Raw genomic sequence first — 21,327 nt, 5'->3', positions numbered from 1 at the left:
ATCCAGCCGCCAAAAAACGCAACGCCCCGGCCCAAAAGCCGGGGCGCTTTCATTTTCAGCTGTTGTACTTAAAGAACCCGAGAGAGTTGCCATCCGGATCAGTGGCATAGAAGAACCGTCCGGGCGGGATTTCTATGGTCTCTGAGACCACCTTGCCGCCCGCATCCGTTACGCGTTCCATTACGTCTTCCAACGCGCCTTCTGCGGTCAAATGCAGGGTTGGGCCGCGTCCGTCGCCAGCAGGTTTTCCGGGATAAAGATGCAGTGCGATGCCGTTAGCTTGATCTGCGGGCTTGAACATCGCGATCGGGTTCGGACCGCTGCTGTCGATACTCAGTTCCGCGCCGGTCACCTTGCTGTAAAAACTGACGGCCGCATCCAGGTCGCTGACTGGCAGTTCGCCCCAGACCAGGAAATCCTTTGGGGTATATCCCATGTCTAATCCTCCATGATGTGATACCGCCAGACTGCCATGCCCTGATGACAGTTTCCGGCATCAGCCTCGCCGCTTGACCGGACCGCCGCCGGTACGCTACGACCCTTGTGTCCTGCCAGGCTTTTTCCGGCTTGCAGGGCTGCCTGCGATCCCTCAATCCTTGTGCGGGAGCGCGGCTCGGCTGGAAGACCTGCCATGTTCGGGGTGATCCCTGGCATGTGCCGGTCACCCCCTGGACCGCAGCGATTGAGGAGATACGCGATGAGCGTTTTGGATATTGATTTCGTCCGGGCACAGTTCCCCGCCTTTGCAGAACCCAGCCTTGAGGGGCAGGCGTTCTTTGAAAACGCGGGCGGGTCCTACACCTGCCGCCAAGTCATTGACCGGCTGACCCGTTTCTACACCCAGCGCAAGGTGCAGCCCTACGCGCCCTATGAGGCTTCGCGCCTGGGCGGCGAGGAAATGGACGAGGCGCGTGCCCGCCTGGCCGCGCTGATGGGAGTCGCCACGGATGAGCTGAGCTTCGGCCCCTCAACCACCCAGAACACCTATGTGCTGGCCCAGGCGTTTCGCAAGCTGATGAAACCGGGGGAGGCGATCATCGTCACCAACCAGGACCACGAGGCCAACACGGGCCCCTGGCGGCGGCTGGCAGAGGAAGGGATTGAGATCCGGGAATGGCAGCTCGACCCGCAGACCGGCCATCTGGATACTGCGCAGCTGAAGAGCCTGCTGGATGAAAAAGTCCGTCTGGTCTGCTTCCCGCATTGCTCCAACGTGGTGGGGGAGATCAATCCGGTGGCCGAGATCACCGCGATGGCCCATGCCGCGGGCGCCTTTGTCTGTGTTGATGGTGTCTCTTATGCACCGCACGGGCTGCCCAACGTCGATGAACTGGGCGCCGACATCTACCTGTTCTCCTCCTACAAAACCTACGGGCCGCATCAGGGCGTCATGGTCATCCGCCGCGCGCTGGGCGAGCTGCTGCCCAACCAGGCGCATTACTTCAATGCGGGCGACCTCTACAAACGCTTCACCCCGGCGGGCCCCGATCACGCCCAGGTGGCTGCTTCCGCAGGCATGGCGGATTACTTCGAAGCGCTGGCGGCTCATCACGGCCACAGCGGCAGCGCGGCGGAAACCGGCGCCTTTGTTCACGATCTGATGCGCGCGCATGAAATCAAGCTGCTGCAACCGCTGCTGGATGCAGTGAAGGACCGCAACGATGTGCGCCTGCTGGGGCCGTCCACCGCCGAAAACCGTGCGCCCACCGTGGCCCTGGCCCTCAGCCGTGCGGCAGAGCCGGTTGCGGCCCAGCTGGCAGAACATGGCATCATGGCCGGCGGCGGCGATTTCTACGCTGTGCGCGCGCTGGAGGCGATGGGTATTGATCCAGCCGAGGGCGTGCTGCGTATCAGCTTCACCCACTACACGTCCGAGGCAGAGGTCGCTAAGCTGACCGAGACCTTGGACCGGGTGCTGTAACAGGAACCGCACAAGGAAACGATATGAGCAGCCATGCCCCGGTTATCTGGTGGATCAGGCGGGATCTTCGCCTGGCAGACAATCCGGCCCTGACGGCTGCCGTGAACAGCGGCGCCCCGGTGCTGCCCGTCTATATCCTCGACGAACAGGAGGCGGCGCTGGGCGCCGCCCCCAAGTTTCGGCTTGGCCTCGGGCTGGAGTGCTTTGCCAGGGCGCTGGAAAAGGCCGGATCGCGCCTGATCCTGCGCCGCGGTTCTGCACTTGCGGTGCTGCGGGAGCTGGCCGAGGAAACCGGGGCAGGGGCGGTGCATTGGACCCGCCTCTACGATCCGCAGGCGATTGCCCGCGATTCGGACGTCAAGAAACATCTGCAAGAGCAGGGCGTCACGGCCAAATCGCACGGCGGGCGGCTGCTGTTTGAACCCTGGACCGTGGAGACCAAGACCGGCGGCATGTACAAAGTCTTCACACCTTTCTGGAAGTCCGTGCGGGTCCGCGATGTAGACAGCCTGCTGCCGGCGCCAGGCAAACTGCCTGCGCCGGACACATGGCCTGCCAGCGAAGACCTTGCAGATTGGAATATGGGCGCTGCCATGCGCGGCGGTGCCGAAGTGGTGGTCCGCTATTGCCGCGTGGGCGAGGCCGCGGCGCAGGCGCGGCTGTCGGAATTCCTGGAAGACAAGGCCGCCGCCTACAAGGATCGCCGCGATTACCCGGGAGAGGACGCGACCTCCGGCCTGTCGGAAAACCTCGCTTGGGGTGAAATCAGCCCGCACCGCCTGTGGCACCGGGGCCGCGCAGCGATGGAACGGGCCAGCCGGGGCGCTGAGACTTTCCTGAAGGAGGTGGTCTGGCGTGAGTTTGCCTATCACCTGATGTACCACTCGCCGCATATCCTCACCGAAAGCTGGCGCCAGGAGTGGCAGGAGTTCCCCTGGTCGCAGGACATCACCCCGCAGGTTCAGGCCTGGCAGCGCGGCCAGACCGGATATGGGTTCGTAGATGCGGCCATGCGGGAGCTTTATGCGACCGGCAAGATGCATAACCGGGCCCGGATGATCGTGGCAAGTTTCCTGACCAAGCATCTGATGGCGCACTGGAAAATTGGAATGGACTGGTTCGCGGACACGCTGGTGGACTGGGACCCGGCCTCCAACGCCATGGGCTGGCAGTGGGTTGCGGGCTCCGGCCCTGATGCGGCGCCGTTCTTCCGGGTTTTCAACCCGTCCGGCCAGCTGGACAAATTCGACCCCACTGGCGCCTATACCCGCCGCTGGATTGCCGAAGGCCAGGGCAATCCGCCGCAGACCGCGCTGGACTTCTTTGACGCCGCCCCGCGGTCCTGGAACCTCGCAGCGGACATGGCGCGGACAGACCCGGTCATCAGCCTGCAAACGGGCCGGGACCGCGCGCTCACGGCGTATCACAACAGCCGTGAAGACCGCTAACGCACAGTTTTCTTGCCAGAAAGCGCTCTGCGGCCTAGCATTTTCCCTGTAGCACGCCCGTATCCTGCACAGGGGAAGCGTATGAAGTTCACGTCCGTTGAGGGCCAAAAGAATCTGCCGCGCTATTTCCCGGCAGTGTTTGCCAAGGTGAAAGCCATGGAGGTCGGGCAGCTGGATATCCACCTGCCGGACGGGCGCATTTTCACTGGCAAGGGCCGAAACCCGGGCCCGGCGGCCGATCTGATCATCCACCATCCTGATTGCTTTGCACGGCTGATCCGCGAGGGTGAACTTGGGTTCTCAGACGCCTATCTGGACGGCTGGTGGAGCACCACAGACCTGCAGGCTTTTATGGATCTGGTGCATATGGGCGCAAACACGGTCTATGACGGGTTCACTGGCCAAGGACTGGCGCGGGCATATGAACGGTTCCGGTTCTGGCTGCACAGGAACCACCGGAAGCAAGCCAGGAAAAACATCGCGCATCACTATGACCTGGGCAACGATTTCTACCGGTTGTGGCTCGATGACACGATGACCTATTCCAGTGCATTGTTCCGCAGCGGCCAGGACAGCTTGGAGAAAGCGCAGACTGCCAAATACGCCTCTCTGGTGGATCAGATGGGGGTGCAGCCCGGCGACCAAGTGCTGGAGGTCGGTTGCGGCTGGGGCGGTTTCGCCGAATACGCCGCCAAGGAGCGCGGGCTGAAGGTCACCGGCCTGACGATCAGCCGTGAGCAGTTGAAGTTTGCCCGACAGCGCATTGAAAGGGCTGGTTTATCGGGCCAGGTGGAACTGCGCCTGCAAGACTATCGCGATTGCCGCGGCCAGTTCGATGGGATCGCCTCAATTGAGATGTTCGAGGCCGTTGGCCAGAAATACTGGCCCGCGTATTTCGGCGCAATCCGTGACTGCCTGAAGCCCGGCGGCAAGGCCACGCTGCAAATCATCACCGTTGCCGACCGGCGCTGGGAGGTCTACCGCAAAGGCGTTGATTTCATTCAGAAGCACATCTTCCCCGGCGGTATGCTTCCTTCGCCCAGAGTGCTGCGCCAACAGGTGGACACAGCGGGCCTGGGCGTGGTGCGGTCGAAGGAATTCGGGCACAGCTACGAACTGACCCTCAAGCGCTGGCACGGGACCTTCAATGCCCGCTGGGAGCGGATTGCCCGCCTCGGGTTTGATGAGCGCTTCCACAAGATGTGGAACTTTTACCTCACTTCCTGCGCGGCCGCCTTTAAGACTGGCAATTGCGATGTGACGCAGATTACAGTTGCTCACCGCTAAATGACTTGTCCGCACGGAACCTGACCAGACATGCCTACCGGAGCCCGACTAACCGCCGCAGTATCCATGGCTTTGCTGGCGTTTATCGTATCTTTTTTGGTCATGCCGCAGATGCCCGAAGGCACCAATTTCGGCTACTTTGTTCATGTGAACGTGACGCTGGGGGTGCTGACCGGCTGGATCGTGATGGGCAGCCGGGTTGGCGGCGGGGTTATCTCCGGGATCAACAACGGTCTTACCGGCATGGCAGTGATGGTGCTTTGGGCACTGTTCGCCCAGGGCGCCTGGGAGATGTTCCGCCTTGCCATGCGCAACCGGTACGGCGGCCCGTTTGAGGCTTTGTCCGCGATTTTCGTGATTGCACTGGAGTATTTCTTTGTTATCGCTGTGCCAACGGTTCTGGTGCCGCTGGTGATCGGCGGCATCCTGTCCGGGCTTGCAACCGAGAACGCGTCGCGCCGCTGGCGTTAAAGACGTCATTAACAACAGGTTATCATTCGTGGCTGATCTCTTCTTCTTTGGCACGCTGCGCCATCTTCCTTTGCTCGAACTGGTTCTGGGCCGGAATGGTGATGCGCTGCGGGCGCAACCGGCCAAACTGCCTGGACACGGGGTGTACCAGGTGATGGGGCAGCCGTTTCCGGCGATCGAGGAGCGCGACGGCGCTGTGGCAGACGGCGTCCTTGTTCAGGATCTTTCGCAAGATGACCTGGACAGGCTCAATTTCTACGAAGGCGGCTTTGGATACGCGCTGAAACCAGTCTTTGTCGGGCTGGAGGATGGCTGCACAGCTCCGGCTGAGGTCTATTTCCCCGAACCTGGCCTGTGGCAGACCGCCGAACCCTGGGATCTGGCAGCTTGGGTGGCCAGCTGGGGGGCACTGTCGCTGCGGGCGGCAGAGGAGGTAATGGCTTACTATGGCAGGATGAGCGCTGAAGAAGTGGCCCGCTGCTTTCCTTCCGCCCGCCGCCGTGCGGCTGCCTGGCTGGCAGGGCAGGCCCGCCCCGGAGATGGGGTGCATGACCTCTCCAAAGACGTGATCGTGCACCGTCACAACCGCGCCCATCTGAGTTTTTTCGCGATGGAGGAGATGGACCTGCAGTTCCGCCGCTACGACGGCAGCATGAGCCCGGTATTGAACCGCTCTGCGGCGATGGCGGGCCATGCGGCGGTGGTGCTGCCTTATGACCCGGACCGCGACCAAGTGCTGCTGGTGGAGCAATTCCGCGCACCTACCTTTATCATGGGGGATGCGCATCCCTGGATGTGGGAGCCGGTTGCAGGCGTGATCGATCCGGGCGAAACGGCTGAGGAAACCGCCACCCGTGAAGCGGTAGAGGAAGCGGGCGTTACCGTCCGTCACCTGGAAGCCGTGGCACGGGGGTATCCGTCGAGCGGTGCCCTGGCAGAATATATACACATTTTCATCGGTATCGCAGACCTTTCTGATGTGTCCGGCGGCGGCGGTGTTGCCGGTGAGGGAGAGGATATCCGCAGCCGGATCCTCAGCTATGAAGAGCTGATGGGTGGCATCGACGCGCAGACCTATCAGGACATGCCTCTGGTGACAGCAGCGCTGTGGCTGTCACGGCACCGTGAACGGCTGCGCAACGGCGTGGTCTGACCCGCTTCCCGTCTTGTGATCACCGGGTGCCTTGGATACACCTTGGTGGAATGATCGAAAGGGATACCATGCGCATTGCACGCGATCTGGCTGATGCCATCGGCCACACACCTCTTATCCGCCTGAACCGCGTCAGCGAAGAGACCGGCTGCGAGATCCTGGGCAAGGCGGAATTCATGAATCCGGGCCAGTCGGTCAAAGACCGCGCGGCGCTGTATATCATCCGCGACGCCGTCGCCCGCGGCGATCTGAAGCCGGGGGGCACCATTGTTGAAGGCACCGCCGGCAACACCGGCATCGGCCTGGCTCTGGTCGGCGCCTCGATGGGTTTCAAGACGGTCATCGTGATCCCGGAAACCCAGTCCGAGGAAAAAAAGGACATGCTGCGCCTGGCCGGCGCCCAGCTGGTCCAGGTGCCGGCAGCGCCTTACCGCAATCCCAACAACTATGTGCGCTACTCCCAGCGCCTTGCCGAAGAATTGGCGAAGACGGAACCGAACGGCGCGGTCTGGGCCAATCAGTTCGACAATACCGCCAACCGCCAGGCCCATGTGGAAACCACTGGGCCGGAGATCTGGGAACAGACCGGCGGCAAGGTTGACGGCTTTGTCTGTGCGGTTGGCTCCGGCGGCACCCTGGCGGGGGTGGCCGAGGCGCTGCAGCCCAAGGGCGTGAAGATCGGCCTCGCAGACCCGATGGGCGCGGCGCTCCACTCTTATTACACCACTGGCGAGCTGGCCTCCGAAGGCAGCTCGATCACCGAAGGCATCGGCCAAGGCCGGATCACCAAGAACCTTGAGGGATTCACGCCTGATTTCAACTATCAGGTGCCGGATGACGAGGCCGTGCCGTATGTCTTCGATCTGTTGCATGAGGAGGGCCTGGTTCTGGGCGGCTCCTCTGCCATCAATATTGCCGGGGCGGTGCGCATGGCCAAGGACATGGGACCGGGCAAGACCATCGTCACTGTCCTGTGCGACTACGGCACCCGTTACCAATCCAAGCTGTTCAATCCGGATTTCCTGCGGGAGAAGAACCTGCCGGTGCCGGAGTGGATGACCCACACACCCGCGTCGATTCCCGGTGTTTTTGAGGACGTATGACACCCTTCATAACCGCTTTGCGGAACGTGCTGCTGGGGCTGGTCCTTGTGACCGGCCTCGCGATGCCTGCGCTGGCTCAGCTGACCGCTGAATCCCGCGCCTATTACCAGGACTGGCTCAAGACCGCGAACCGCGCGGAAGATGTGATTGACGCCAGACGCGCCTCCAGTGCGGCGCTGGAAACCCTGCGCAAGGAACTGACCACCTACCGGCAGAATTTCTTGCGCGCGCGCACCGACAACGGCGACCGTATCAAAACACTCGAAGGCCAGCTCGGCGCCCTTGGTGAGGCGCCTGCCGAAGGCGAGAGCGAGCCCGAGGACATTGCCCAGCTGCGGTCTTCGCTGGAGCAGCAGCTGAAGGAGCTTAAGGTTCCGCGCATTGTCTCAGAGGAAGCTTACAGCCGCGCCAACGGCCTGATTTCCGAAATTGACAAGATCATCCGCGAACGCCGCACCCGCAAACTGCTGGAGCGCGGCCCGTCGCCGCTGAACCCGGAGCACTGGCCTGGCGCTGTGCGCACCCTGACCCGGTCAGCCGGCGCTGTCTGGAATGAAACCGCCTCCCGGATCGGCAGTGCCACAACCGCAGAGCGCGTGCAAAACAGGCTGCCGGCACTGCTGCTGCTGCTGGGTGTTTCTGCGTTTCTGCTGCTGCGGGGCCGTCCCTGGGCCCATGCGGCAGGCGATTATCTGCGCCAGTTTGGCAGCAGCGGCCGCGGCGTCTGGGGCTTCATTGTCTCGCTTCTGGAAGTCATTCTGCCCTTCATCGGGATCATCTGCCTGGTCGCGGCAGTGGATCTTTCAGGCATTATGGGCACCCGTGGTTCGCTTCTGCTGGACTATGTGCCGGGCTGGGCGCTGATGCTGCTGTCGTTCCACTGGCTGGGCAATCAGCTGTTCTCTAACCGGCTGGAAAATGATCTCGTTCCGGTGCATGAGGGGCGGCTTAACGAAACCCGTCTGATGGTGGATACCCTGGCGGTAATCCTGGTGCTGCAGGATGCGCTCGTCAAGCTGGAGAACATCGAGACGATCCCGTCCTCTGTCCATGCGGTAGCCAGCTTCCCGCTGATTACGGCTGCGGCGCTGGTGCTGCTGCGGCTGCACCGGATAGGGGTCAAGCGGCGCCAGCAGCAGGCCGCGGAAACAGAGGACGACGGCGCCATTGCCGCCGGGGCAAACCGCATCCTGACCTTGATCCGGCGGGCAACCTATTTGTTGGGCTTCATTTCGCCGCTGCTGGCCGCATTTGGCTATGTCAACGCGGCCGAAGCGCTGATTTATCCGGCGGTCTCGACACTGGCCCTGCTGGCAGCGCTGCTGGTGGTGCAGCGATTCCTTGGCGATGTCTACGGATGGCTGTCCGGCAAAGGGTCCGCCGCGCGCGACTCCCTGTTTGCAGTATTGATCGGTTTCCTGCTGGCGGCCCTTGCGCTGCCGCTGCTGGCACTCATCTGGGGTGCGCGGGTGGCGGACATGACGGAATTGTGGTCGCGCTTCCTCGAAGGTTTCCAGGTCGGCGACACCCGCATTTCGCCCACCGCCTTCCTGACCTTTGCCCTGGTTTTTGCTGCGGGCTACGCGTTGACCCGGATGATCCAGGGCAGCCTTCGCAACTCGCTGCTGCCAAAAACCAAGATCGACCCGGGCGGCCAGAATGCCATCACCTCCGGCCTTGGCTATGTCGGCATCTTCCTGGCGGCGGTGATTGCCATTTCCATGGCAGGGCTCGACCTGTCGTCGCTTGCTATCGTTGCCGGTGCTCTGTCAGTCGGCATCGGCTTTGGCCTGCAGACCATCGTGTCGAACTTCGTCTCCGGCATCATTCTCCTGATCGAACGCCCGGTTTCCAAGGGCGATTGGATCGAGGTCGGCGGGCTGATGGGCTATGTGCGCGATATCTCGGTGCGCTCCACCCGGATCGAGACGTTCGACCGCACGGATGTGATCGTGCCCAACTCTGACCTGATCAGCGGCACCGTCACCAATTACACCCGCGGCAATACCGTAGGCCGGGTGATCGTGCCGGTGGGCGTCGCCTATGGCAGCGACCCCCGTAAGGTCGAGGCAATTCTGAACGAGATCGCCGAGGCGCATCCAATGGTGCTGCTGAACCCGGCGCCCTCTGTGGTGTTCCAGGGGTTCGGGGCGGATTCCCTGGATTTCGAAATCCGGGCGATCCTGCGCGACGTGAATTGGGTCCTGTCGGTGAAATCCGACATGAACTATGAAATCGCTAAACGGTTCCAGGAAGAGGGGATCGAGATCCCCTTCATGCAGCGCGACATCTGGATCCGCAATCCGGAGGCGCTGGCGCATGGGCAAAGCTCCGCCAGCCAATCTGAGTCCGGCAGCCCGGCGTCCCCGGCAGTGCCGCCCAAGCCGGACGTAAGCGATCTTCAGCAAGATGCCGAAGCAGGGGGAGATGCCGATGCCGACAAGTGAGCCGCTGTTCCGCAAGGACGCGTATGCCCGGATGACAGAAGCCGGCGTTCTGGAACACACAGAGGAAGGCGGCATCATCCTGGACCGCAGTTTGTTCTATGCCACCGGCGGCGGCCAGCCCGGTGACAGCGGCAAGCTGCTGTGGGCAGACGGGCAATGCACAGTTGCCACGACTGTCAAGGGCGATGAAGGGGCCATCGTGCTGGTCCCGCAAGAGGGAGCAGCTTTGCCGCCCGCGGGCACGACGGTCACACAAGTGCTCGACTGGGACCGCCGCTATGGCCATATGCGCGTCCATACTGCTTTGCACCTTCTGTCCGTGGTGATCCCGCTGGAGGTTACAGGCGGCTCAATCGGTGCAGAGAAGGGGCGGCTGGATTTCAACATGCCGGACGCACCCGGGGACAAACAGGCGCTGCAGGACCAGCTGCAGGCGCTGATCGACCGCGATCTGGAGGTGAGCGAGGACTGGATCACGGAGGCGGAACTCGATGCGAATCCGCAGCTTGTGAAAACCATGTCGGTGTCGCCGCCGCGCGGGGCAGGGCGGGTGCGCCTGGTCCGCATCGGCTCTGCGGAGGAACAGATCGACCTGCAGCCCTGCGGCGGCACCCATGTCCGGCGCACCGGTGAAATCGGCAGGATCCGCCTCGGCAAGGTGGAGAAAAAGGGCAAGCAGAACCGCCGCGTTTACCTGCATCTGGAGGCCTGAGAAAGAATTCGCGGCAGAGTGGATTTTTTGCCGTTTCAGGCCTTGCAATTCCCCTGCCGATCCTTCAAAAGCCCCCTCAACGGAGAGGTGGCCGAGTGGTCGAAGGCGCACGCCTGGAAAGTGTGTAGGCGGGAAACCGTCTCCAGGGTTCGAATCCCTGTCTCTCCGCCATAATCAATCCCAAGATTGCAGTGACCAGCCTGGCTAGGGCGTCATTTTCCTGGCCTCTGAGGCTCGCAGCAGCCGTGCTCCTGCAGTGTTCGATGAAGGGCGGCGTTCCCTAGCATCCCTGGCAGGCCTGGCGCGGACTGGCTGCAGCTTCCGCAATCATGCGAACTGCAGGCCGCCGCCGCGGGACGCGGCGCTTTTGCCCGTTCGGGCGGCCAGTTTAGAAGTTTATGAAAATTGCTGGCGGTGAAGGCTTGCGCTTCGATGCAGCTAGAAGCCCCTGTCCGACCCATTGATTCGAGTTCTCTGACGGATGCATGTCGGGTTGACTGGAAACAAAGCCAAAAAAAGAAGCCGATTGGTGGTTTTACCGGCACCTTTTTCAGGCTGCAGCCGCTATTTGACGGTACTAAGCAGACGCAGAGGCTGGAGTGGCGCCGGTTTCTGAGGGGGAAACAAAACACGCGCCAATCCGGCGGATACATGGTCATTTTCGCATGTTTTCCACGTTTTAGGCCGGTATTGATAACTGAAAGCGGAAACAATGCACGCTGCCTGAAGCCGGTAAACGCTGTTCTTACAATGCCTCCCGGTGAAATGCGCGCTTTTTTAGGCAATTTTTTGTCTTTGAGGGCCGCTGTACCTAAAGTAAGCATGGTTCAGCCCATTGGGGGGGCAAGTATTGTAAGCTGCTGGACTGTGGTGGACTGCTAAAATTTTAACCAAGCGGCTTTGCCGCGGTGCGTGCAATCCACCTTATCTGAAAGCTTCTGCATTCCGGCTGCATGCTGCATCAGCATGCAATCCAGCGCGCTTGCGTGTTCTGGCCCTCTTCCCGCACGGGCGTGTGTTTTTTTGCGGCATTCTGCGTGGCTGCGCGACTGCCTGGCTGGTCCGGACGATGGGGCTTGGGATCAGCCCGGCGATGAGAGGGTGAAGACTATGAGCGACGAAAATCCGAATCCGGAACTGGACGGAATCGTGGAAGGTACCGCAGGCAATGACCTGATTGACGGGGCCTACACCGGCGATCCGGAAGGCGACATGGTCGATAACGCAGACGCCATTGATCCGGCTGCGGGGCCTGATGACGACGTCATCATTGCAGGTGGCGGTGATGACACGGTCTACGCCGGATCGGGCAGCGACACGGTGGACGGCGGCAGCGGTGACGACCTGATCCTCGGCGATGGCGTCTCGGGTGTCTATGAACCTGTAAAGATCACCATCTCCTCGACCAGCGCAACTTTTCAGAACCAGGTCTTTGCCTACACCATCGATCCGGAAACCGGTGAGATCAGCAATATTGTCGTGCTCTCTGAGGATGCAAATGCGGATGTGGGCGAAACCTACACCTATGATGCGCCCGCTGGTGCGGTAATCGGCGTTGGCATCATCAGCCCGCAAGGAACCTTCTACTCCTCCGGCTATGGCGACAACGCGGACCTTAACCCGGACGGGCTGGACCATACCAAGGGGATTTACGAGTTCCCCGATGGATCGGTGCAGCTGGGGTTCGAGGATCTGCGCAATCTTGGTGACAGGGACTTCAACGACGTCAAGCTGATCGTTGACCTGGGCACCTCGGGCACGACGCTGGATAACGCCCATTACGACTATTCTTCCGATCCGGTGGACCCGGTTGTGCCGGGCGGCGACAGCCTGAGCGGCGGTGAGGGCGACGACACCATCCTGGGCGGCGGCGGCGGCGACACGATCGACGGCGGCGACGGATCCGACTCGGTGGAGGGCGGCGATGGCGACGATGTGATCGACACCTCCAGCGACAGCAGCTTCCCGCTGCCGGACCGCGGCTTTCCGGGCTACACCGGCACCGACCCGGATATTCCGTTCATTCCGGCGGATGATGACCCCTATGACGACCGCGACACGGTTCTGGGCGGCGCGGGCAATGACACCATCTCTACCGGGGATGATGCCGATCTGATCGACGGCGGCACCGGCATGGATGTGATCGACGGCGGCATCGACGACGACACAATCGATGGCGGCGCGGATGCCGACCTGATCACTGGCGGCGAAGGCTCCGACCTCATCGAAGGCGGCAGCGGCGGCGACACCATCTATGGCGGGCTGGACCCGGCCTTCCCGGACGGGCTGAACATCACCGATGACGGCAGCGACGGTCGCCCCGCGGATCCCGATCCCACCAACGGGATGGACACGATCTATGGCGGCGCCGGCGATGACGTGATCTATGGGCAGGACGACGACGACGACATCTATGGCGGCACCGGTAATGATACCATCGACGCGGGCATCGACGATGACTATGTCGAAGGCGGTGACGGCAATGATCTGATCACCGGCGGCCACGGTGCTGACACCCTGTCAGGCGGGGACGACCGCGATACATTCATCGGCGGCACCGACGGCGATGTGATTGACGGCGGCTCGGGCGGGGACGACTTCGACACCCTGGACCTGCGCGGCTCCGGCCCGTTCGAGCTGAACGGCGTGACCGTGGACCCGGATGGCAACAGCCTGTCGGGCACCGTCAATTTCCTCGACGAGGACGGCGAGGTGACCGGGTCGATGACCTTTGGCGAGATTGAGCAGGTCATCCCCTGCTTCACGCCGGGCACGCTGATTGCAACGCCGCTTGGCGAACGCCGGGTTGAGGAACTGAAGGCTGGCGATCGGGTAATTACCCGCGACAATGGCATTCAAGAGATCCGCTGGGTTGGCACCCGTGCGCTGGATGGCGAAGACCTGAAGGGGCGCGTGCATCTTCAGCCGGTTCTGATCCGCCAAGGCGCACTGGGCAACGGCCTGCCGGAACGGGACATGATGGTCAGCCCCAACCACCGGGTGCTGGTCGCAAACGACAAGACGGCGCTTTACTTCGAGGACCGTGAAGTTCTGGTTGCGGCCAAGCATCTGACCGGTCTGGCCGGCGTGGACACAGTGGAGATTTCCAGCATTACCTACATCCACTTCATGTTCGACCAGCATGAGGTTGTGCTGTCGGACGGGGCCTGGACCGAGAGCTTTCAGCCCGGCGACCAGAGCTTGCGCGGGCTGGACAATGCACAGCGTAATGAACTGTACGAGCTGTTCCCGGAGCTGAAGTCGCAGAAAGGCCGCGAGGGTTATACAGCAGCACGCCGGTCGCTTCGGAAACACGAGGCGCATCTGCTCGTGCACTGAATGGTGCAGCCGCCGTCTTGGGGGAGGCGGCGGATAAGAGTGTAGCGCAGGAAGGCAGGGCCTTGTGCCCTGCCTTCTCTGCTTTTGAGGGGTGTGTCAGCGGTGCTGGCGCCAGGTGGCCCAGTCTTGCGGCGTGTCGAGATCCGTCACCGCGTGGCGGCCGGGCAGGGGAACTGTCCGGACTGTCTCTGCCATTAGGATGCTGCGGGCGCCTTGATCGCCCTGCAGGCACTGCAGCGCCTCAAAACAGCGCCGCGGAAACAGCACAGGGTGGCCGGGGGTTCCGTCCTCCGCAGTGGCGCGCAGGACGGGGCTGTCGGGCCCGCCGAAATGCGCCGCCAGGTGCAGCATGTCCTGGGCTGTGATCTCCGGCATATCGGCGGGCAGGATCATCACCGCCTGCGTACCATCCGGCAGCGCGACGGTGCCGCGGCGGATCGAGGCGGACATGCCCTCCGCGGCGTCTGGCACCAGAACCTGGATGGCATCGCCTGTTGCAGCCGCCCGCGGATGGGACGGGCCGGGAAGGGTCACGTAGACCGGCAGCCCGGTCAACGCGGCGCGGCGGCACATCAGGGTGAGCAGCGGCTGGCCGTCCAAGTCTTCCATCAGCTTGTCACGGCCCCGCATCCGGGACGACGCGCCGGCGGCGAGCAGGAGAATGGCGATGGCAGGCATGTCAATTCAATCCTTGGCGCTATGCCGGGCTGATGGATGCCTCCGGCGGGGATATTTTTAGCCAGATGAAGAGGCGGAGCCAGCGAAAGCTGCATAGGTCAGCAGGATTGACCGAATGTTTCGCGCGCGAAACATTCGGGTGCCAGCTCTGACCTATGCGTTGCGTAGATTTCGCAGCGTCAGCGTGCGCTGCTGTGGCAACGGGAAGGATTCAGGTCAGGCAGGCTGACCTGAATCCAGTGCTTTTGGGCTCAGCCGCGCATCCGGGCGCCGTCGTTGTCGAACAGCGGCTGGGTGATCAGCCGGGCCTTGTACATTTTGCCGAGGATTTCGATGTCCACTTCCAGACCTTCATTGGCGTTCCCCGTGGGGACAAACCCCAGTGCGATGGATTTTTGGGCGTGGTGCGAGTAGCCGCCGGAGGTGCAGAAGCCAACGACTTCGCCGTTGAGCCAGATCGGCTCATAGGCCACCACATCGGCGTCGTCCGCCGCGACCTCGAAGGCGCAGAGCTGGCGGGCGGGGCCTGCGTCGCGCTCGGCTTCGGCTGCCGCGCGGCCGATGAAATCCGCGTTCTTCTTGAAGGAGATAAAACGGTCCAGCCCGGTTTCCGCCGCTGTATAATCGGGGGAAAATTCCCGCAGCCAGGAGCCGAAGAATTTGTCCAGACGCAGCGACATCATTGCCCGCATGCCGAAAGGTTTCATTCCGTGCGGCTGGCCAGCGGTCCAGAGCGCTTCCCAGAGGGCGCGCTGCGAGGGCAGGTCGCAGTAGATCTCATATCCCAGATCGCCGGTGTAGCTGACACGCTGCACAATGCAGTCTGCCATGCCGACGGTCAGGCGGCGCACGTCCATGAACCGCATGTCCGAAATATCCGCCCGCGTGCAGGCCTGCAGAACTTCTTTCGCGCGCGGGCCTGCAATTTGGAAGCCGTTGCGGGTGTCGGAGATGTTTTCGAGGGACACGCCGTCGTCCAGGTTCTGCAGGAACCAGCGCATGTGATAGGCCTGTGAGCCATAAGATGCGGTGAGCTGGAATTCTTCCTCTGACAGGCAGGAGATGGTGAAATCTCCGATCAGGCGGCCTTTGGGGGACAGCATCGGGGTCAGCGACAGGCGGCCCGGCTGCGGTACCCGGCCCGCCATGATGCGGTCAAGCCAGGCGCGCGCGCCTGCGCCCTTGATCAGGTACTTGCCGAAGTTGTGGACCTCGTTGATGCCCACGCTTTCGCGCACCGCCTTGACCTCGCGCGCGGTGGCCTCAAAGGCGTTGGAGCGGCGGAAGGACGGGGTCTCGTAGCGCGGCTCGTCCCCTTCGGCGAAGTAGTTGGGGACCTCCATGCCGTATTGCGCGCCCCAGACCGCGCCCATGCTGTCGAAGATGTCGTACATCGGGGTGGTGCGGAACGGACGGGCGGCGGGCAGCTCCTCGTTCGGGTAGGCGATGGAGAAGCGTTTCTGATAGTTTTCAATGACTTTCGGGCGGGTGTAGCCCGGGGTGATCCAGTCGCCGAAGCGGGCGCAGTCCATTGCGAATGTGTCGCGTTCGCATTCGCCGGTCACCATCCATTGGGCCAGCATCAACCCGACGCCGCCGCCCTGGGAGAAACCCGCCATCACGGCGCAGGCGGACCAGTAGTTGCGCATGCCGGGCACCGGGCCGACCAGCGGGTTGCCGTCGGGGGCGAAGGTGAAGGGGCCGTGGATAACCGATTTGACGCCTGCGGCCTCCAGCGCGGGGAAGCGGTTGTAGGCGAATGCGATGGAGTCCTCGATCTTGTCGAAGTCGTCGGGCAGCAGCTCGTGGCCGAAATCCCAGGGGGTGCCGTCGACCGCCCAGGGTTTGCAGGGCTGTTCGTAGAAGCCGATGCAGAGGCCGCGGCCCTCTTGCCTGAGGTAGCTTTCGCCGGCCGGGTCCATGACATGGGGGTGCTCGCCGCCGCCGTCGATGATTTCGGCGATCATCGGCACCTCGTCGGTGACAATATACTGGTGTTCCATCGGGTGGAGGGGGAAGTAAACGTCGGCCATGGCGCCGACCTCGCGCGCCCAGAGGCCGCCTGCGTTGACCACATGTTCGGCGTGGATGGTGCCCTTGTTCGTCACCACATCCCAGGTGCCGTCCGGGCGCTGGTTGGTCTCGATCACCTTGCAGTGGGTTTCGATGGTGGCGCCGCCCATGCGCGCGGCCTTGGCATAGGCGTGGGTGGTGCCGGAGGGATCGAGGTGGCCGTCGAGCGGGTCATACAGCCCGCCGATGATGCCATCGACATTGGTGACGGGGGCGATCTTCTTGATCTCCTCGGGGGAGACGATTTCGGTTTCCAGCCCCATGAAGCGGTGCTTGGCGCGCTCGGCCTTCAGCATGTCGAAGCGTTCCTGGGTTTCGGCCAGGGTGACGCCGCCGACGTGGTGGAGGCCGCAGGACATGCCGGTGATCTCTTCCAGCTCTTTGTAGAGCTTGATGGTATAGCCCTGCAGTGCCGCCATGTTGGTGTCGCCGTTCAGAGTGTGGAACCCGCCCGCGGCGTGCCAGGTGGAGCCGCTGGTCAGCTCCGAGCGTTCGATCAGCATTACGTCGGACCAGCCGAGCTTGGTCAGGTGGTAGAGGACAGAGCAGCCGACGACGCCGCCGCCGATCACTGCCACGCGGGTGGTGGTTTTCATTCGGGCCTCCCTGATAGGCGTTTCCTGCATTCTGTACAGATGTGAACAGTAGTCCAGAAGAAAAACGGCACGCTGTGCCGCTATTGGGCCGCCGGAGGGAGCGAAGTCACTCGGAGGTGCGGAAGCGGCTGTTCTGGATGAGGAAAATTGCCGTCAGAGGGGCGGCCAGGAGAAGGACGCCGACGGTGATCAGCAGCATGCCCAGCTGGGAATAGTCGGCGGGCGTGGTGATGGTGCCCGTCGAATCTGTAACCTCGCGGGTCACAACGAAGATCTCGTTCAGGTACTTGGTGCCCAGGCTGGAGGCCGAGAGCGCCAGATTGGTGAAGGAGGCCATGACCGCAAAGAAGGTGGCCTTGAGCCCCGAGGGCGCGTTGCGGGCGATCCAGGCGAGCATCGGGATCATCGCAACCTGGCCCAGCGGCGATTCGACCGCTGTGTCGACCATTGCGATAAAACGGGCGTCGACAATGCCGCCGGTCATCGCTGCGGTCCAGTGATGTGCGCCATAGTAGAGCGCGATGTTGGGCAGGCTGAGGACGGCCTCGGTGATCGCCAGGAAGGCGACAATCCAGGCGATGGGGCGGCTGGCCATCAGCGGTCGGAAGATCAGCATGCCAGCGAGCGTCAGCAGCGAAGTGATGAGGGAGAGGACCGAAAGGAACTGCTGGTCGAAGCCCAGGACATCGATTTCAAACCAGGTGGCACCGGGTCCGCGCAGCGGCGTGGCACGGTAGACAAAGATGATGATAGCCGTGCCAATGAGGGCGCGGGCCTGGTCGGTTGGCAGCACCGCCACCAGCTGGCGCATCAGGAACAGAACGATGGCCATGGAGCCGGCAAAGACGATTTCCTGCGAATAGGGAACGTCGGCTAGGCCCACGGTTAGCGACAGCGCGACAAAGGCGCCGCCGCCGATGAAGTACCAGTGGTTCGGGGTGACCGGCTCGCGCGGGAGTTCGATGCGGCTGCGGATGTCGGCTTCGGCCACACCTGCGCGGCGCAGCGTGGCGGCCTTGCGCCATTTTTGCCAGATCGCCAGGGCCACACCGGAAAGGGAAATCACCGGGATCAGCAGGGCGAGGGTGAAGACAAAACCGTAAAGCGCGCCTTTCCCGGCCTGTGGTAAAGCGTCGGCGCCGTCAAACAGGGCGACATTCAAGGCCGCGGCGGCGCTGGAGCCGCCGATCAGCGCGATGCGGCCAAAGGTTTGCATGGTGGTGTGCAGGGATTTGGTTTCCGCCTCGGGCAGGGTGGTGCCATCGGCGTCAACGTGCGGCACGGCCTCCACCGACATGGCGTCTGCCACGACGTCCTGCAGGACGAAGCCGCAAGGGGCCAATAGTGCGGCGGTGACGTACCAGGCGCTGAGCGGCATCAGGGTGCCCATCATCTCCGGATGCAGAACGATGGCGGCCAATATGGCGTAACTGGCAGCCATCAGCGCCGCGCCTGCGAGGATCATAAGGTATTTCCAGCGCCAGATCAGGTCGACCAGATGCCCGAGTGGCATCTTCAGTGCCCAAGGCAGCCCGCCCCAGAAGGCCAGCCCGGCCAGAAAGGCGGCGGAGAGGTCCAGGTATTCCTTGACGAAGAAGGAGGCGGCAACGGTGCTGATGCCCTGCGCGCCATAGGCGAAATAGATCAGGAGCGGCGGCAGGAAGGACCAGCGCAGCTGGCGGAACAGTTCGAGCACGATGCTGTCGAACCAGCCCCAGGCCAGCGTTGCTGCACGGGTCATTGGTGTCCCCGGGTCAAGTGCATGACGGTCAAGACAGGGGCCGGATTTTAAGCTCAGTCACGCGGTTGCCTTCGCGTGCCGTCACCTCAAACCGGAAGCCGTGGAAGGAGAACACCTGGCCCTTGACGGGGATCATCTGCGCCTCGTGGATCACCAGGCCCGCAACGGTGTTGGCCTCATCATCCGGCAAGTTCCATTCAATGGCCCGGTTCAGGTCGCGGATGGTAGTGGAACCTTCGACCAGATAGGAGCCGTCAGCGGTCTTCTTGGCAACACTCTCCTCTGCCGGATCGAACTCGTCGGTGATCTCGCCAACGATTTCTTCCAAGATATCCTCCAGGGTGATCAATCCCTGCAGGGCGCCGTATTCATCCACCACCAGCGCGAAGTGGGAGCGCATGCGAAGAAACTGCCGCATCTGTTCGTCCAGGGTGGTGGTTTCAGGCACGAAATAGGGGGCCTTGGCCACCTCGGCGACATCGAAGGATTGCAGACGGCCGGTATCGGCACCGGCGCCGCCGGCCTGCTCGTACATTGCCCGGAACAGATCCTTGGCGTGGACCACGCCGATGATGTTCTCCTGCTCGCCGCGGAATACGGGCAGGCGGGTGTGCTGGCTGTGCAGGCATTGTTCCAAAATGGTCTCTGGCTCTGCGTCCGCGTCGATCATTTCGATGTTCGAACGGTGCAGCATGATTTCCTCGACAAAGCGGTCGGAGAGATCGAGCGCGCCCAGGATGCGGTCGCGGTCTTCCTTTTCGACGACGCCTTCGGAGTGGCCCAGCTGCAGGGCGCCCGCGATTTCCTCGCGCACCGCCATAATGTGGCTGTCCGGGTCGATCTGCACACCGAAGACGCGCAGCACGCCGCGCACGAACAGCCGCACCGCGCCCACGATCGGCGACAGGATCATGACGAGGAAACTGATAGGAGCCGACACCGCCGAGGCGGCCTTCTCAGCGTTGGATATGGCGTAGGTTTTGGGCAGAACTTCGGCAAAGACCAGCACCAGCATGGTCATTACCAGGGTCGCCATTGCGACGCCGCCTTCGCCGAAGAGCCTGGTGAACAGTGCGGTGGCGAGCGACGCTGCGAGAATGTTGACCACGTTGTTCCCCAGCAGGACCGAACCGATCAGGCGCTCGTTGTCTTCAGTAATGAACAGCGCGCGCTGAGCGCCGCGGGAGCCCTTGTCGGCCTGGGCGCGCAGCTTGCCGCGGGACGCGGCGGTCAGCGCCGTTTCCGAGCCCGAAAAGAAGCCGGAAAAGACGAGAAGCAGCACGATGGCCCCGGCAGTGGTCCAGAAGGCGCTGTCGAGTACGGTGGAGGCAGTGTCCATGAGGAGGTCAGATGTCCGGGCTGTTTATTGTTGGCTGTATTTATGGGGTCTTAGCCCCGCCGCTTCAAGCACTGCCGTCAGCTGCGCTTGGCCAGCGGGTGGTGTTCCAGCACCAGTTCCTGCAGCCGCGCGTCCAGCACATGGGTGTAGATCTCTGTTGTGGCGATGTCGGCGTGGCCGAGCAGGGCCTGGATCGCCCGCAGATCGGCGCCATTTGCCAGGAGATGGGTGGCAAAGGCATGGCGCAGGGTGTGCGGCGTCACCTTGTCCGGGGAAATGCCGCCGGTCACCGCCAGTTCCTTGATCAGCAGATAGAAACGGTGCCGGGTCAGGTGGCCGGACTTGCCGCGCGACGGGAACAGGAAGCGGGAGGGCGGGTGGCCCTTGGCCTCGCGTTCGGCCTCGGCCTCATCGCGGACCAGCAGCCATTGTGCCAACGCTTCGCGCGCAGGCGGTGACAGCGGCACCATGCGCTCCTTGCCGCCCTTGCCCAGGATCAAGAGCATCCTGGGATCGCCGCGGGCCGCAGAGACGGGCAGCGAGACGAGTTCGGTCACCCGCATGCCGGTCGCATAGAGCAGCTCCATCAGGCAGGTGTTGCGCAGCCGGTCAGCATCGCTGCGGCCGGTCTTGCGGGCAGCGTCCAGCAGGCGGTCAACCTCGATCACCTCAAGGGTCTTCGGCAGCCGCTTATCCCGGCCGGGGCCGCGGATCTGGATGGCTGGATTGTCTTCGCGCCAGCCTTCCTCAAACGCGAAACGGTAGATCTGCTTGACCGCCGAAAGCCGCCGGGCGCGGGTGGAGCGGGCCAGGCCCTGGGCGTCGCAATCAATCAAATAGGCCTCGATGTCGTCCTGGGCTGCGGCGAGGAAGCTGAGCCTGCGGTGCTCCAGCCAGGCGGTCAGGTCCTTGAGATCTCGGCCGTAGGCCAGCAGCGTGTTCTGCGAGGCGCCGGTTTCAGCCGCCTGGGCGTCAAGGAAAGTGGAGATCCACTGGAAATTGTCGCGCGGTGCGGCCAT

15 protein-coding genes and 1 tRNA gene are annotated in these 21,327 nt (G+C 62.8%); 10 read left to right on the top strand and 6 right to left on the bottom strand.

The window, feature by feature from the left end; translation table 11 throughout:
• Nucleotides 1–55 precede the first annotated feature (55 nt).
• A complete protein-coding gene (locus AC5STB_RS18430) occupies nt 56–436 on the bottom strand; it encodes a VOC family protein (RefSeq protein ID WP_495444237.1) in 381 nt (126 codons plus the stop codon).
• Nucleotides 437–697: 261 nt separating this feature from the next.
• Here AC5STB_RS18430 and AC5STB_RS18425 point away from each other — a divergent pair, with 261 nt between their 5' ends.
• The 10 genes from AC5STB_RS18425 (at nt 698) to AC5STB_RS18380 (ending at nt 13,881) form a co-directional block, all read left to right on the top strand.
• Nucleotides 698–1,921 (top strand): aminotransferase class V-fold PLP-dependent enzyme, encoded by a 1,224-nt coding sequence (locus AC5STB_RS18425; RefSeq protein ID WP_495444236.1) that lies wholly within the window; start codon nt 698–700, stop codon nt 1,919–1,921.
• A gap of 23 nt (nt 1,922–1,944) precedes the next feature.
• Nucleotides 1,945–3,369 carry a cryptochrome/photolyase family protein gene (locus AC5STB_RS18420; RefSeq protein WP_495444235.1) on the top strand — a complete coding sequence of 475 codons (1,425 nt, stop codon included), beginning with the start codon at nt 1,945–1,947 and terminating at the stop codon, nt 3,367–3,369.
• Between the two features lie 81 nt (nt 3,370–3,450).
• On the top strand, nt 3,451–4,656 hold the full coding sequence (locus AC5STB_RS18415; RefSeq protein ID WP_495444234.1) for a class I SAM-dependent methyltransferase: 1,206 nt from the start codon (nt 3,451–3,453) through the stop codon (nt 4,654–4,656).
• A gap of 30 nt (nt 4,657–4,686) precedes the next feature.
• Nucleotides 4,687–5,127, top strand: coding sequence for a TrgA family protein (locus tag AC5STB_RS18410; RefSeq protein ID WP_495444233.1), 441 nt, complete (start codon nt 4,687–4,689; stop codon nt 5,125–5,127).
• A gap of 28 nt (nt 5,128–5,155) precedes the next feature.
• The gene (locus tag AC5STB_RS18405; RefSeq protein ID WP_495444232.1) at nt 5,156–6,280 is read left to right on the top strand and encodes an NUDIX domain-containing protein; all 1,125 of its coding nucleotides are present in this window, start codon (nt 5,156–5,158) and stop codon (nt 6,278–6,280) included.
• 68 nt (nt 6,281–6,348) lie between these two features.
• Nucleotides 6,349–7,383: a cysteine synthase A gene (locus AC5STB_RS18400; protein ID WP_495444625.1), complete on the top strand. Its 1,035-nt coding sequence runs from the start codon at nt 6,349–6,351 to the stop codon at nt 7,381–7,383.
• Entirely contained in the window at nt 7,380–9,830 is a 2,451-nt protein-coding gene (locus AC5STB_RS18395; RefSeq protein WP_495444231.1) for a DUF3772 domain-containing protein, read from the top strand. Before AC5STB_RS18400 ends, AC5STB_RS18395 begins: the two co-directional genes overlap by 4 nt.
• Entirely contained in the window at nt 9,817–10,542 is a 726-nt protein-coding gene (locus tag AC5STB_RS18390) for an alanyl-tRNA editing protein (RefSeq protein ID WP_495444230.1), read from the top strand. The genes AC5STB_RS18395 and AC5STB_RS18390 overlap by 14 nt, the downstream gene beginning before the upstream one ends.
• A gap of 81 nt (nt 10,543–10,623) precedes the next feature.
• A tRNA-Ser gene (locus AC5STB_RS18385) sits at nt 10,624–10,713 on the top strand.
• A 939-nt stretch (nt 10,714–11,652) separates the two neighbouring features.
• Entirely contained in the window at nt 11,653–13,881 is a 2,229-nt protein-coding gene (locus AC5STB_RS18380) for a Hint domain-containing protein (RefSeq protein ID WP_495444229.1), read from the top strand.
• A gap of 96 nt (nt 13,882–13,977) precedes the next feature.
• On the opposite strand, the gene AC5STB_RS18375 is transcribed toward AC5STB_RS18380, so the two are convergent.
• From AC5STB_RS18375 to AC5STB_RS18355, 5 genes are all read right to left on the bottom strand, one after another.
• Entirely contained in the window at nt 13,978–14,559 is a 582-nt protein-coding gene (locus AC5STB_RS18375; protein WP_495444228.1) for a nucleotidyltransferase family protein, read from the bottom strand.
• A 251-nt stretch (nt 14,560–14,810) separates the two neighbouring features.
• The gene (locus tag AC5STB_RS18370; RefSeq protein ID WP_495444227.1) at nt 14,811–17,228 is read right to left on the bottom strand and encodes a GcvT family protein; all 2,418 of its coding nucleotides are present in this window, start codon (nt 17,226–17,228) and stop codon (nt 14,811–14,813) included.
• Nucleotides 17,229–17,334: 106 nt separating this feature from the next.
• On the bottom strand, nt 17,335–18,969 hold the full coding sequence (locus tag AC5STB_RS18365; RefSeq protein ID WP_495444226.1) for an MFS transporter: 1,635 nt from the start codon (nt 18,967–18,969) through the stop codon (nt 17,335–17,337).
• Between the two features lie 28 nt (nt 18,970–18,997).
• The gene (locus tag AC5STB_RS18360; RefSeq protein WP_495444225.1) at nt 18,998–20,308 is read right to left on the bottom strand and encodes an HlyC/CorC family transporter; all 1,311 of its coding nucleotides are present in this window, start codon (nt 20,306–20,308) and stop codon (nt 18,998–19,000) included.
• Nucleotides 20,309–20,385: 77 nt separating this feature from the next.
• Nucleotides 20,386–21,327, bottom strand: a complete 942-nt coding sequence (locus AC5STB_RS18355; RefSeq protein ID WP_495444224.1) for a site-specific tyrosine recombinase XerD — start codon at nt 21,325–21,327, stop codon at nt 20,386–20,388.

This window comes from Leisingera sp. CC-HEC093 (genome assembly GCF_059429195.1).
Note: the sequence above shows the minus strand (reverse complement) of the source record. Positions and strands in the feature narration are given on the sequence as shown.

Excerpts from the sequence above, each read along its gene's own strand:
- AC5STB_RS18430 (WP_495444237.1), bottom strand. The coding sequence starts at position 436 with ATGGGATATACCCCAAAGGATTTCCTGGTCTGGGGCGAACTGCCAGTC.
- AC5STB_RS18425 (WP_495444236.1), top strand. The coding sequence starts at position 698 with ATGAGCGTTTTGGATATTGATTTCGTCCGGGCACAGTTCCCCGCCTTT.
- AC5STB_RS18420 (WP_495444235.1), top strand. The coding sequence starts at position 1,945 with ATGAGCAGCCATGCCCCGGTTATCTGGTGGATCAGGCGGGATCTTCGC.
- AC5STB_RS18415 (WP_495444234.1), top strand. The coding sequence starts at position 3,451 with ATGAAGTTCACGTCCGTTGAGGGCCAAAAGAATCTGCCGCGCTATTTC.
- AC5STB_RS18410 (WP_495444233.1), top strand. The coding sequence starts at position 4,687 with ATGCCTACCGGAGCCCGACTAACCGCCGCAGTATCCATGGCTTTGCTG.
- AC5STB_RS18400 (WP_495444625.1), top strand. The coding sequence starts at position 6,349 with ATGCGCATTGCACGCGATCTGGCTGATGCCATCGGCCACACACCTCTT.
- AC5STB_RS18395 (WP_495444231.1), top strand. The coding sequence starts at position 7,380 with ATGACACCCTTCATAACCGCTTTGCGGAACGTGCTGCTGGGGCTGGTC.
- AC5STB_RS18390 (WP_495444230.1), top strand. The coding sequence starts at position 9,817 with ATGCCGACAAGTGAGCCGCTGTTCCGCAAGGACGCGTATGCCCGGATG.
- AC5STB_RS18380 (WP_495444229.1), top strand. The coding sequence starts at position 11,653 with ATGAGCGACGAAAATCCGAATCCGGAACTGGACGGAATCGTGGAAGGT.
- AC5STB_RS18375 (WP_495444228.1), bottom strand. The coding sequence starts at position 14,559 with ATGCCTGCCATCGCCATTCTCCTGCTCGCCGCCGGCGCGTCGTCCCGG.
- AC5STB_RS18370 (WP_495444227.1), bottom strand. The coding sequence starts at position 17,228 with ATGAAAACCACCACCCGCGTGGCAGTGATCGGCGGCGGCGTCGTCGGC.
- AC5STB_RS18365 (WP_495444226.1), bottom strand. The coding sequence starts at position 18,969 with ATGACCCGTGCAGCAACGCTGGCCTGGGGCTGGTTCGACAGCATCGTG.
- AC5STB_RS18360 (WP_495444225.1), bottom strand. The coding sequence starts at position 20,308 with ATGGACACTGCCTCCACCGTACTCGACAGCGCCTTCTGGACCACTGCC.
- AC5STB_RS18355 (WP_495444224.1), bottom strand. The coding sequence starts at position 21,327 with ATGGCCGCACCGCGCGACAATTTCCAGTGGATCTCCACTTTCCTTGAC.